General features: G+C 57.8%; 10 protein-coding genes. 1 reads left to right on the top strand and 9 read right to left on the bottom strand.

Translation table 11 applies throughout. From position 1 onward, the window contains the following. Nucleotides 1–297 precede the first annotated feature (297 nt). The 7 genes from IEX10_RS08570 to IEX10_RS08540 form a co-directional block, all read right to left on the bottom strand. Nucleotides 298–1,383 carry an ABC transporter ATP-binding protein gene (locus IEX10_RS08570; protein WP_188673380.1) on the bottom strand — a complete coding sequence of 362 codons (1,086 nt, stop codon included), beginning with the start codon at nucleotides 1,381–1,383 and terminating at the stop codon, nucleotides 298–300. Next, nucleotides 1,380–2,189: an ABC transporter permease gene (locus IEX10_RS08565; RefSeq protein ID WP_188673377.1), complete on the bottom strand. Its 810-nt coding sequence runs from the start codon at nucleotides 2,187–2,189 to the stop codon at nucleotides 1,380–1,382. Before IEX10_RS08565 ends, IEX10_RS08570 begins: the two co-directional genes overlap by 4 nt. Next, the gene (locus IEX10_RS08560; protein ID WP_188673374.1) at nucleotides 2,186–3,064 is read right to left on the bottom strand and encodes an ABC transporter permease; all 879 of its coding nucleotides are present in this window, start codon (nucleotides 3,062–3,064) and stop codon (nucleotides 2,186–2,188) included. The genes IEX10_RS08565 and IEX10_RS08560 overlap by 4 nt, the downstream gene beginning before the upstream one ends. Nucleotides 3,065–3,166: 102 nt before the next feature. Further along, nucleotides 3,167–4,567: an aminotransferase gene (locus IEX10_RS08555; RefSeq protein WP_188673371.1), complete on the bottom strand. Its 1,401-nt coding sequence runs from the start codon at nucleotides 4,565–4,567 to the stop codon at nucleotides 3,167–3,169. A 75-nt stretch (nucleotides 4,568–4,642) separates the two neighbouring features. Then, nucleotides 4,643–5,425 carry a carnitinyl-CoA dehydratase gene (locus IEX10_RS08550; RefSeq protein ID WP_188673368.1) on the bottom strand — a complete coding sequence of 261 codons (783 nt, stop codon included), beginning with the start codon at nucleotides 5,423–5,425 and terminating at the stop codon, nucleotides 4,643–4,645. Then, nucleotides 5,422–7,500 (bottom strand): acetate--CoA ligase family protein, encoded by a 2,079-nt coding sequence (locus tag IEX10_RS08545; protein WP_188673365.1) that lies wholly within the window; start codon nucleotides 7,498–7,500, stop codon nucleotides 5,422–5,424. Before IEX10_RS08545 ends, IEX10_RS08550 begins: the two co-directional genes overlap by 4 nt. A gap of 233 nt (nucleotides 7,501–7,733) precedes the next feature. After that, a complete protein-coding gene (locus IEX10_RS08540) occupies nucleotides 7,734–8,894 on the bottom strand; it encodes an acyl-CoA dehydrogenase family protein (RefSeq protein ID WP_188673363.1) in 1,161 nt (386 codons plus the stop codon). 74 nt (nucleotides 8,895–8,968) lie between these two features. Between IEX10_RS08540 and IEX10_RS08535 the strand changes: the two genes are divergently transcribed. Further along, nucleotides 8,969–9,919 carry a GlxA family transcriptional regulator gene (locus tag IEX10_RS08535; protein ID WP_188673360.1) on the top strand — a complete coding sequence of 317 codons (951 nt, stop codon included), beginning with the start codon at nucleotides 8,969–8,971 and terminating at the stop codon, nucleotides 9,917–9,919. Here IEX10_RS08535 and IEX10_RS08530 read toward each other — a convergent pair. Both IEX10_RS08530 and amtB read right to left on the bottom strand, forming a co-directional pair. After that, entirely contained in the window at nucleotides 9,916–10,674 is a 759-nt protein-coding gene (locus IEX10_RS08530) for a class II aldolase and adducin N-terminal domain-containing protein (RefSeq protein WP_229678480.1), read from the bottom strand. The two genes, IEX10_RS08535 and IEX10_RS08530, sit on opposite strands and share 4 nt — an antisense overlap. A 123-nt stretch (nucleotides 10,675–10,797) precedes the next feature. Then, entirely contained in the window at nucleotides 10,798–12,123 is a 1,326-nt protein-coding gene (gene amtB, locus IEX10_RS08525) for an ammonium transporter AmtB (protein WP_188673354.1), read from the bottom strand. Between the last annotated feature and the right edge of the window lie 8 nt (nucleotides 12,124–12,131).

Raw genomic sequence — 12,131 nt, 5'->3', positions numbered from 1 at the left:
TTAGTAAAACTTTATCGAAGGAAAGATTATGAACTGTAGACAAATTGAAATAAATGTTAGGCAATCACGCATTTCTGCGCTGAGAAGCTTGGATGGCACAACCCGATCCGCCCGTCCAGTTGCGTTGACTTTGGAGCCTTCCGAGATTCGGATCCATTGGCCGGAAGGCATCGCTGAGGTTGAAGACCGGCTTTTTAAGGCGTTCAATGTTATGCGCTACATCGCGTAGCTGTCGGCTTTAATAAAATAGGAAATTCCAGCAGCACAGGAAGTTCGCAGAGATTTCGTAGGCGCTGTTTACTTCAAAAGCAGAACACTCTCCGCGCCCCAACCTACGCGGGCGCGGTCTTTGCGGGACAGGACTGTGCGCCCGGCGGTGTTGCGCATAGAAATGGTAACGGGGTGGTCCACGCCGTCCAGTTGCACATCGTAATAGGTCATATCCCCGTAGTAATAAACATCCTGCACAATGCCCGATGCCTCCCGTTCGGAGCGGGAATTTTCGTCGGAGAGAATTGTTAGCATTTCGGGGCGCACACCCGCTGTAACGCTGGCATCTACGCCGCCGGGGGCTTGTTCGGCGGGAATGGTGGCCTTTCCAAGTCCCGCAATTTCGCAGTCAAAGGTGCCGCCCGCGCCGTTGGTAACGGACACGTTCAGGAAGTTCATAACGCCGATAAATTCCGCTACCTCGCGGTTGACCGGACGACGGTAGAGTTCCTGAGGAGAGGCAAGCTGACCGATCCTGCCCTCAAACATCACCGCGATCCGGTCGGACATGGTCAGGGCTTCCTCCTGATCGTGGGTCACAAGAATAAAGGTGATCCCCACCGCCCGTTGTAGGTGGCGCAGTTCGGATTGCATCTGCTCGCGCATTTTCTTGTCGAGCGCGGACAAAGGTTCGTCCAGCAGCAGTACCTTGGGTTTGAGCACCAACGCACGGGCGAGCGCCACGCGCTGTCTCTGCCCGCCGGACATAGCATGAGAGGCACGGTCCCCGTAACCCGCCAGCCCGACCTGTTTCAGCGCAGCCTCCACGGCAGTTTTAATCTGCTCCTTGGGCATCTTGCGCGCCTTCAGCCCGTAAGCCACGTTTTCAGCCACGGACATATGGGGAAAAATCGCATAGCTCTGGAACACCATATTTGTGGGGCGGCGGTTGGCGGGGACGTTGTCCATGGACTGTCCGGCGATCTCTACGTGGCCTGCGGACACATCTTCAAACCCTGCGATGGTGCGCAGCAAGGTGGTCTTGCCACAGCCCGATGGCCCGAGCAGGGAAAAGAACTCTCCGGTGCGGATTTCGGCGTTCACATTATATAGTGCCTGAAAGTCGCCGTAGAATTTGTCGATGCCGCTCAGGCGGATGATCGGGTCGGTCATAGGAATCCTCCGGCATCTTCAATGCCTGTTTTTCTTGCGCTACGGCGGCGGAAATATTCGGCGGTGGCCAGCAGGGTTAGGGACAGGATCAGAAGGATCGTGCCAAGGGCCATCAGGCTGGGCAGCTTTTGGGGAAAGCGTAACTGCCCCCAGATATAGACCGGTAATGTGGGTTCGGTTCCGGCCAGAAAGAAGGCGATGATAAATTCATCGAGCGATATGGTGAAAGAAATCAGCATCGCAGAGACCACGCCGGGCAGCACCAGTGGCATTGTCACCAGCCAGAAGGTCGCCAGTTTGCTTCGCCCCAGATCGAAGGAAGCTTCTTCAAGGCTTTGATCAAGGCTCAGGAAGGCAGACGACAGGATCGCCACGCAAAACGGCGTGCAGATCAGCACATGACCCAGCACAATCGTCCAGAGCGACAGGTCAAACCCCATTTGCAGGATCACCACCAGCAGCGACACCCCGACGATAATCTCGGGCAGCACCAGCGGGACCATGATAAAGCCCATCACGGCTTTTTGTCCGCGAAACTTGTAACGGGACGACGCGCGCGCCGCCAGAATGCCAAGGCTCGTCGCGATAATGGCGGTGCTAACAGCGATCAGCAGACTGTTCTTGGTCGCCGTGTGCAGCGCTTCGGTTTCCCAAAGCACATTGAACCAGTTCAGCGTAAAGCCTTTCAGCGGGAAGGACACGATCGAGCTGTCATTAAATGCAAACACCGGCAGCAAAAGGGCAGGGGCATACAGAAAGATCAGAAACACACCGATATAAAGTTTGAACCATGTACCAGATTTCATTTCTGCCCCACCAGATATTTGCGGTTCATCCACACAAAGACCAGCGACACCACAGAGACAAGGAACATGGCCGAAAGCGCCAGTGCCGCGCCCAAGGGGGCGTTGTTGGCCTTTTTGAACTGCAATTCAATCATGTTGGAAATCATCAATCCGTTTGGCCCGCCCACCAGTCGCGGCGTGACGTAATCGCCGATGGTGGGGATGAACACAATTACCGTCGCCGCCACCACGCCGGGCATCGCCAGCGGTAGGGTAACACGGATAAAGCGGCGCAGCGGACCGTCGCCCAGATCTTCGGCGGCTTCCAGCAGGGAGCGGTCGATTTTTTCCAACGCGACAAAGATCGGCAGGATCGCAAAAGGCACCCAAGCGTGGGCCAGCGTCACAACCACGGCGTTTTGATTGTACAGGATAAAGGACAGCGGCTGTTCGATCACCCCCAATCCCAGCAGCGATCCGTTCACCACACCATTATACCCGAGGATCACCTTCCACAGAAAAATCCGCATCAGGTAGCTTGTCCAAAACGGAATGGTGATCAGAAAGATCCACAGCGGTTTACGTTTTTGTGGGACGTAGAAGCTGACGTAATAGGCGACTGGAAAGGCCAGCAGAATTGTCAGCGCCGTAACGAACGCGGAGATTTTCAGGGACCGTGCCATCAGTGTCTGGTAGATCGGTTCTGACCACGCCTCTATATAGTTTTTTAGCGTGAAGGTTTTATCAAGGTCGAGATAGTCCTGCGTCCAGAAGCTGAGGGCGATCACCATCGCGAGTGGTGCCGCCAGCAGCAGGATGGAATAGACCAGCGTGGGGCTGACCAGCAGCCAGCCCGAAGCTTCCTCCGAGCGGCGCCATTTGGCAAACCCGCTCATGCGATCGAGCCTAGGTTCATTCGATTGTAACCACTTCGCATTTTGTCCCTTTTGCTTCGTTCTATTGGAACGTCGAAATTCGGTCCAGAGCAAGCGAAAACGCTACAGATGCCCCTCTGCGCGCAGTTGTTTTGTGACTTCTACGATAGAGGCCCGCAAGGTCTCTACCAGAAAATCCACATCCTTGCGGGTCAGGGTCAGGGGCGGTGACATCACGTTCAGATGACCGATCGGGCGCACCAGCAGGCCAAGCCCTTCTGCCGTGATCGCGATCCGCTTGCCGATGTCCACTTCGTCAGGGAACAGTTCCTTGCTGGCCTTGTCCTTGACGTTCTCCACGCACATCATCAGCTTGCGCCCGCGCACGTTGCCGACAATCTCCAGATCGTTCAGCGTGTTAAGCTGTTCCTCAAAATACGCGCCCACTTCGGTCGCGTTCTGCATGAGGTCCTCACGCTCCATGATCTCGATGTTTTTCAGCGCCGCCGCACAGCAAACCGGATGGCCGCTGTAGGTATAGCCACTGGTGAACCATCGGTTTTCGTCACCTTGGGAAATCACATCGTGGATGCGATCCGAATAGATCATCGCGCCCATCGGCAGATAGCCTGACGACAGACCTTTGGCTGTGGTGATAATGTCAGGCACAACGCCAAATTCGTCCTCACTGGCAAAGAAATGGCCAAGCCGTCCGAAGGCGGTGACGACTTCATCCGCGAGGAACAGGATGTCGTGCTTCTGACAAACCTCCCACATCCGTTTCAGATAGCCCTTGGGCGGCACAAGCACACCGCCGGAGGCTTGGATCGGTTCTGCAAAGAACGCCCCGACCTTATCCGCGCCAATCTCTGCGATCTTGGCTTCAAATTCGGCGATCAACTGGTCTGTAAAGTTTTCCTCGGACGGATTACCCTCCGCGCGGTAGTGGTGCGGCGCCGAAATATGATGGATGCCGTCCCGCAGATATTGGAACTCCGTCACCTTATCGGCGGCCTTGTTACCGATGGACATGGTGACAAAAGTAGACCCGTGATAGGCTTGATCCCGTGCGATGATATGGGTCTTTTCCGGCTTGCCACGACAGTAGTTATAAAACCCCACCAGCCGATAGGCTGAATCCACCGCCGTAGAGCCGCCGGTGGTAAAATGCATCCGGTTCAGATCACCCGGTGTCAGGCTGGCCAGCTTTTCTGCCAGCAGCGCGCTCGGACCGTTGGTCATATCCACGAACGTCGATGAATAAGCCAGTTTTTCCACCTGCTCGGCAATGGTCTGCGCCATTTCCTTGCGGCCCAGACCGATGTTGGTACACCACATGCCGCCCACCGCATCCAGATAGGATTTGCCGTTGGCGTCTTTCAGATAACAGCCTTCGCCGCTCTCCACGACCATGGCACCTTCCCTTTCGAAACTGTCGAAATGGGTCCACGGGTGGAGCGTGTGGCGTTGATCCAAAGCGCGCAAATGGGCTTCTGCATCGTTCTGGCCTTTATCTGTCAGCATGGTATGTCCTTAAATGTTATGTCTGGAATGATAGGTAGGGCGTGGTCCTGTTTGCTAGGGGTGTACTTGTCGCGGTTATCGGCCTTTCCAGACCGGATCACGCCCTTCGGCAAAGGCGCGGGCGCCTTCCAATTGGTCCTCTGAAGAATAAAGCTTGTCGACGCTTTCAAGCTGGCGCTGGGTGATCCGCGACATGGCATCCTGAAACTTGCTGTCCTCGGCATCGCGCACGACTTCTTTGATGGCGGCATAAACCAGTGGCGGACCGCTTTCGAGCATTCGGGCCATATCCCACGCTTTCTCCAACAGATCACCGCCCGAATGTATCTGGTTCACGAACCCCCAGCGATGCGCTTCCTCGGCATCCAGCCAGCGACCAGTCAGCAACATTTCCATCGCGATGTGATAGGGAATGCGCTTGGGCAGTTTGATGCTTGCCGCGTCTGCAACAGTGCCGGAGCGGATTTCCGGCAGGGCAAATGAGGCATGATCCGCCGCCAGAATGATATCTGCCGACAGCGCCAGTTCCAGCCCGCCGCCACAGCAAATACCGTTCACAGCAGCGATGACCGGCTTGTTCATCCCGCGCAACTCTTGCAGGCCACCAAACCCGCCGACACCGTAGTTTCCATCAACGGCGTCCCCGTCAGCGGCGGCTTTCAGATCCCAGCCAGGGCAGAAGAATTTCTCGCCACCGCCGGTGATAATCGCCACGCGCAATTCCGGATCATCGCGGAAGTCTGCAAAGACCTCGCCCATGATCCGGCTGGTGGCCAGATCAATCGCGTTGGCCTTGGGGCGGTCGAGCGTCACTTCCAAAATGCCACCTTCGCGGCGTGTTTTAATCGGGTCTGTCATGTCAGGGCCTTCTCGTCTGTTTGTGTCTGTGTCGTATTGTCTGTCGCCGTGCAAACCTGCCGGCGCAGCAGGGCATCAGCAGCGATGGCATCGGTGGGCGTACAGATCAACGGGTTGATTTCAACTTCTTCCAAGCCTTGCGCATTGGCAAGCACGTAGTTCTGAACCGCCTCCACCGCATCTAAAAGCGCGGTCATATCCGCAGCAGGCGCATTGCGGAAACCGCGCAGCATTTTACTGATCTTGAGGGTGTCGAGTGCTTCGGCCATTTCCGCCCGTGTGGACGGGATCAGCAGGGAAGCGCTGTCTTCCAGAAGTTCGGTCAAAATCCCCCCCGCACCAAGGGTCAGGACAAACCCGTGGGCAGGATCCTTGACCACTCCGACCAGCAGTTCGGCCACGGTGCCAGTGACCATTTCTTCCACCAGAAAACTGTCGCACGGCATCGCATCTGCGGCCCCGCGCACAGAGGCCGCGTCAGTCAGGTTCAACGCCACTGCGCCCGCTTCGGATTTATGGGCGATACCCACGCCTTTCAGCACCACTGGAAAGCCGATCGTCTCGGCCTGCGCCGCCGCTTCGTCGCAGGAACGCGCTTGTAACGCCTTTGGAATGCGCAACCCGTGATCTTTTAGCGCCTGTTTGGCCTCGGCCTCGGTCAAGGTATGTGCCACCGCAGAGGCTGTCGGCAGCAGAACCGGCTGGTCAGAAGGCAGGGCATAGCTCGCCGCCGCGGCAACAGCCTCTACTGTTTCCCGCAGGCCAAGCATCGGGATCACACCTTTTGCCACCAATCGCGCCGCGATCGTTTCCGACAGGTTTTCCGGCAGGGTGGTCACGACCGCGACGGCCGCGCCGGTTTGTGCCTTGGCCAGTCCAGCAGCATCAATGGCGCAGTCCCAATCTGCATCCGAACATTTGTCCGCACGGGGGAAATCCACCACCAGAAGGGTTAACGCCAGATGCGGTTCCATCATCGCGCCCCAAGCCTTGGCCATAGCTTGCGTATCGCGCCAGATATAGGTGTGGTAGTCCAGCGGATTGGCCAGCGCGACCATCGGCCCCAAAGCCGCGCGCAGGTTTTTGGTCTGGCTTTTTGTCAAAGGCGGAAAGCTGACAGGCGTACCGTGGGCAGTGTCTGCCGCAAGGCTCGCCTCGCCGCCCGAACAGCTGATCGACGCGATGTCGGCACAGGGCAGCGGGCCTGTGAAGTGCAGCAACTTCAAGGTCTCAAGAAAGGCCGGCAGGCTGTCCACCCGCGCGATATTAAGACGCTTTAACAGCGCGGTGGCCCCTGCGTCTTCACCAGCGAGCGAGGCCGTGTGCGAAATGGTTGCGGCTTTGGCCTGATCGGACTTGCCCACCTTCAGCGCTACAATCGGCTTGCCCAAGGCCGCTGCCCTTTGCGCCAGCGCTTCATAGGCGCGGATGTCATTAAACCCTTCGATATGCAGGCCAAGGGCGGTGATCCGTGGATCTTCTAGAAAATGCGCGCCGATCTCGGCCATGCCGGTTTGCGCCTGATTTCCCGCACAGGCCACAGCCGCCACGGGCAGGCCGCGTTGCTGCATGGTGATGTTCACCGCCATGTTGGACGATTGCATGACAATCGCCACGCCGCTGTCCACCGGCCCGCCGCCATGCTGGTCCGGCCACAAGATCGCACTGTCGAGGTAGTTTATCATCCCGTAGCAATTCGGCCCGAGTACCGGCATTCGTCCCGCTGCCGCAACAAGTTGTGCCTGTAGATCAGACCCCGCCGCATCTTCATGATCCGCTTCGGAAAACCCCGAGGCAAAGCAAATGGCTCCGCCGGCATCTAAGGCAGAAAGCTCCGCTACAATATCAAGCGTTGCATGGCGGTTGACCCCGATAAAGCAGGCGTCCGGTGGTTCGGGCAAATCCTGAAGACTGGTGTAACTCGCCAGCCCACCAAGGGGCTTGCCTTTGGGATGGACAGGATAAATCGCCCCCTGGAAGCCCAAACGCTGCGCCTGATCTGCCACCGCTTCGCACCAGGCACCGCCACCGATGATGGCAATGGATTTCGGGGAAAAGAGTCTTTGTAGTATCATGACGCCGGGAGCCTCGGGCTAAAAGTTTTACAGCCTTCGGCGAGGATATTTTTCGCCAGAAGAAGCAAGGATTTGTTAACGGGAATCGGCTTTAACAGGTTTGCGGTACAGGCTGGGAAGCCGATGACCGCGCCAGGAGAAGGCCCTCTGCCGCTGTCAAAGGCGCAGGGGGCTGTTTCCACCCCGCCGCGCCCTTCTTCTGGCCTGAAATACCCCCGCGCGGAGCGCATGGCCTACGCGCCCAATGCGCGCAAAAGCTCGCGGCTGATGATGTGGCGCTGGATTTCGGAGGTGCCGTCCCAGATCCGTTCCACACGGGCATCGCGCCAGAACCGTTCCAGCGGGTAGTCGTCCATCAGGCCCATGCCGCCGTGGATCTGGATTGCTGTGTCCGTGACTCGGGATAGCATTTCAGAAGCGTAAAGCTTTGCGCTGGCGATTTCACGGTTGGCGGGCAGTCCTTTGTCCAACCGGTCCGCGGCTGCAAGGGTCAGCAGGTCGGCGGCGTCGATTTCGGTGATCATATCGGCGATCTGGAAACTGACGCCTTGGAACTTGCCGATGGGCTGGCCGAACTGTTCCCGCTCGGCGGCGTAATTCAGCGCGTAGTCAAACACTCGGCGGGCGCGGCCAACGGACATGGTGGCCACTGTGATCCGTGTGGCGTAAAGCCACTCGTTCATGACTTCAAAGCCGCCATCAACCTCGCCAAGCACTTGTGCGTCTGGCAGGCGGCAATCGTCAAATTCTAGGATCATATTCTTGTAGCCGCGATGGGAGACAGATTTATAGCCGTCGCGGATGGTAAAACCGGGTGTGCCGCGATCCACAAGGAAGGTGGTGATCCGTTTCTTCGGGCCCTTCGGTGTGTCGTCTTCGCCGGTGGCGATGAAGACGATGATGAAATCTGCGTGATCCGCGCCAGAAATGAAGTGTTTGGTCCCGTTCACAACCCAGTCGCCCCCATCGCGTACGGCGGAACATTTCATGCCACGCACGTCCGATCCTGCACCTGGCTCGGTCATGGCCAGCGCGTCCATCCGTTCGCCGCGCATGGCAGGCATCAGGTACCGCTCCCGCTGTTCGGCGTTGCAGGCCATCAGGATGTTCTGCGGGCGGCCGAAGAAGTGGTTTAGCGCCATAGAACCACGCCCCAGTTCCCGCTCCACCAACGCAAATTCGCGGTGGTTCAGGCCTGCGCCACCGACTTCTTCAGGAAAGTTACAACCATAAAACCCCAATTCCAGCGTCTTGCGCTTGATTTCATCCGCGATTTCCATGGGGACTTCGCCAGTGCGTTCGACCAGTTCTTCGTGGGGATAAATCTCTTTTTCAACGAAAGACCGCACGGTGGAGGCGATCATTTCCTGTTCTTCGGTCAGGCCGTATTGCATGTCGGAATCCTTTTGATGTTGCCCCGAGTCTATGGGCCTTGCCAAAACAGACCTTGCACAAGTATGCCTTGACCATGCCGGATTGGAAAAAATCATCCTCTGGCGGGCTACGGGTCGGTGTGCTTCTGTTTGATCATTTCTCGAACCATTGTCTTGCCAATGCCATCGAACCGCTGCGCGCGGCCAATGATCTGGCAGGGGCGTCGCTGTTCGACTGGCGGTTCCTGTCGCTTGACGGAGCGCCTGTCACTAGTTCCAGCGGATTGCAGATTACTCCACAGGGGCGGCTTGAGGGCAGCGACGGGGATATGCTTTTTGTGATGCCAAGTTATGCCCATCACAGCCACACGGGTGCGGCCACGCGGGTCGGGTTGCGGGCGGCGGCGATCAGGTTTGACAAAATCGCGGGATTTGACACTGGCGCGTGGCTGATGGCCGTAGCGGGTTTGTTGCAGGGGCGGCGGGCGACGATCCATTGGGAAGAACTGGATGCTTTTGCCGAAACCTTCCCCGATATAGACGTCCTGCGGGAGCGTTATGTGATTGACGGGGACCGGATCACCTGCACGGGGGCGATTGCGGCCTTTGATCTGGCGATGCATCTAATTGGTGCGACACATGGAGAGGCGCTGCGTCAAGATGTGGCGACCCTGTTCATGTCTGATGCCCGCGCCGAGAGCGGGTTTGGGCGGGCGCGGGACCGGCTGGTGGGGCGGGCGCTTGACCTGATGCAGGCCCATGTGGAAAGCCCGTTGACGGTTAAGGAACTGGCGCGGCGGCTCGGGGTTTCGCAAAAAACACTTGAGGCGCGAGTGAAGGCCGCGCTTGGCGCGACGCCGCAGCAGGTTTACCGGCGTCAGCGGATGGTGGTGGCCCGTAATCTGGTTCAGGATACCGAACTGGGCATCGCGGAAATCGCCGTGCGGTGTGGGTACCGTGACGCCACTGCCATGACACGGGCGTTTCGGATAGAGTTTGACACCTCCCCCCGAGCCTTGCGCGCAGGGGAGGGCAAAACGGCCTAGCCCGCGTAGGTGGAGCCTTCCTCATCAAGGATTAGCTTCAGTTCTTCCAAGTGGCGATCCGCTTGCTCGGGATAATCTTCCAGCTCCCGCGCGGTTTTTTCTGCGATTTCATCGGATAGCACCCGCAGTTCCTGACCTGTTTGCAACGCTCGGATATAGGTCTCCGCAGAGCGTTCGAAATAGTACAGGCGGTTAAATGTATCCGCGACTGTGTCGCCAATGATCATCACCCCGTGATTGCCCATGATCATCACTTTGACTTTGGGGTCGCTGAACAGCTGCGCGCAGCGTTCGCCCTCTTCCTCAAAGGCCAGACCGCCGTAGTTGTCGTCAATCACATAGCGGTTGAAGAACGTCGCGGTGTTTTGATCAATCGGCAGCAGGCGGCTGTCTTTTAGGCTGGCCAGCACCGTTGCGTGGACGGAATGGACGTGCATGGCGCAGCGGGCGTGGGGGCAGTGGCGGTGCAAGGCACCGTGCAGGCCCCATGCGGTCGGGTCCGGTGCGCCCGGTTTGGACAGCACATCGGGGTCGTTGGCATCCAGCAGCAGAAGGTCGCTTGCCTTGATCCGTGCGAAATGCATCTGGTTGGGGTTCATCAGAAACTGTGTGCCATCGTCGTTCACGGCATAGGAGAAATGGTTCGCCACGGCCTCGTGGAAATTCAGCCGCTCTGTCCAGCGAAAGGCGGCGGCGAGATCTACGCGGGCGTCCCAGTGATCCATATTGGTGGCGTTCGGCTGCGGGGCGTTCATGTCTGATCCTTTCATCGGTTTCGCCGCAAGGTGGCGGGAAAATGCGGCGCTGACCAGCCCCAAGCGCAAAGAAAAAGCCGGACCCGAAGGCCCGGCTTTCAAAATGTGTAGAATTGCATGGTCTTAGTTTTGCGCAAATTCGGGGTAAGCTTCCATGCCCAGCTCGCTCATGTCGAGACCGGTGACTTCGGCTTCTTGCGGAACGCGGATCCCCATGATGGCTTTCAGGATGAACCAGACCACAGCGGAGCTGACGATCACGAAAATGGCGACTGTGATGATCCCGTAAAGCTGTGCGCCAAGGGATGCGTCGCTGTTGGTGAAGATCACTGCGATTGTGCCCCAGATACCCGCAACAAGGTGTACAGGGATGGCGCCAACCACATCGTCGATGCGGAATTTGTCCAGCAGGGGAACCGTGAAGACAACGATTACACCGCCCACAGCACCGATCAGGGTTGCTGCACCGATGGAAGGTGTCAGCGGCTCGGCTGTGATGGAGACAAGACCGGCAAGTGCGCCGTTCAGGATCATGGTCAGGTCAGGCTTTTTATAAAGCACCTGTGTCAGGATTAGCGCGACAACCACACCACCGGCAGCGGCAGCATTTGTGTTCACAAAGATGCGGGAGACATCAGCAACATCGCCAACAGTACCCATTGCCAGTTGCGAACCACCGTTGAAGCCGAACCAGCCGAGCCACAGGATGAAAGTCCCCAGAGTTGCAAGTGTCAGGTTGGAGCCGAGCATCGGTGTGACGCGACCATCGCGGTATTTGCCGATCCGTGGGCCAAGTATGATCGCGCCTGTCAGAGCAGCCCAGCCGCCGACGGAGTGAACAACTGTGGAACCTGCAAAATCAAGGAAACCTGCTTGGTCAAGGAAGCCTGCGCCCCATTTCCACGAAGCCTGAACCGGATAGATTACGGCTGTCAGGATGACAACGAAGATCAGGAACGGCCAGAGTTTGATCCGTTCGGCGAGCGCGCCGGATACGATGGAAGCTGTTGCAGCACAGAACATCAGCTGGAAGAAGAAGTCCGAGCCAACAGAAGCATAAGACAGATCAGCATCTGCTGCGGCAAGGCCAACTGGCTCAAGGCTTGTCGGGCTCAGCGCGCCGATGACGTTCGGCACGATCCAGGCGTCGCCCGGGTACATCAGGTTAAAGCCGATCAGGTAGTAAAAGATACAGGCCAGACCGAACAACGCCATGTTCTTGGTCAGCTGCATGGTCACGTTCTTGGAGCGGACAAGACCCGCCTCCAGCATGGCAAAACCGGCTGCCATAAAGAACACCAGAAAGCCGCCGATCAGAAACAGCAGCGTGGTCAGGATGAAATTAACTTCGGTGGGTACAGCGGTCGGCGTGGCGTCTTGGGCCATCGCGGCCACCGGCAGGGCGGTTGCCGCCAGCGCCAGAAGCGGGGTTTTCAGGGAATAGGTCATGACTTTAT

It is taken from the genome of Neptunicoccus cionae, from assembly GCF_014643735.1.
GTDB lineage: Bacteria > Pseudomonadota > Alphaproteobacteria > Rhodobacterales > Rhodobacteraceae > Amylibacter > Amylibacter cionae.
Note: the sequence above shows the minus strand (reverse complement) of the source record. Positions and strands in the feature narration are given on the sequence as shown.

What these genes read in the sequence shown, in the direction of transcription:
- IEX10_RS08570 (WP_188673380.1), bottom strand. Translation starts at nt 1,383, where the DNA reads ATGACCGACCCGATCATCCGCCTGAGCGGCATCGACAAATTCTACGGC.
- IEX10_RS08565 (WP_188673377.1), bottom strand. Translation starts at nt 2,189, where the DNA reads ATGAAATCTGGTACATGGTTCAAACTTTATATCGGTGTGTTTCTGATC.
- IEX10_RS08560 (WP_188673374.1), bottom strand. Translation starts at nt 3,064, where the DNA reads ATGAGCGGGTTTGCCAAATGGCGCCGCTCGGAGGAAGCTTCGGGCTGG.
- IEX10_RS08555 (WP_188673371.1), bottom strand. Translation starts at nt 4,567, where the DNA reads ATGCTGACAGATAAAGGCCAGAACGATGCAGAAGCCCATTTGCGCGCT.
- IEX10_RS08550 (WP_188673368.1), bottom strand. Translation starts at nt 5,425, where the DNA reads ATGACAGACCCGATTAAAACACGCCGCGAAGGTGGCATTTTGGAAGTG.
- IEX10_RS08545 (WP_188673365.1), bottom strand. Translation starts at nt 7,500, where the DNA reads ATGATACTACAAAGACTCTTTTCCCCGAAATCCATTGCCATCATCGGT.
- IEX10_RS08540 (WP_188673363.1), bottom strand. Translation starts at nt 8,894, where the DNA reads ATGCAATACGGCCTGACCGAAGAACAGGAAATGATCGCCTCCACCGTG.
- IEX10_RS08535 (WP_188673360.1), top strand. Translation starts at nt 8,969, where the DNA reads ATGCCGGATTGGAAAAAATCATCCTCTGGCGGGCTACGGGTCGGTGTG.
- IEX10_RS08530 (WP_229678480.1), bottom strand. Translation starts at nt 10,674, where the DNA reads ATGAACGCCCCGCAGCCGAACGCCACCAATATGGATCACTGGGACGCC.
- amtB (WP_188673354.1), bottom strand. Translation starts at nt 12,123, where the DNA reads ATGACCTATTCCCTGAAAACCCCGCTTCTGGCGCTGGCGGCAACCGCC.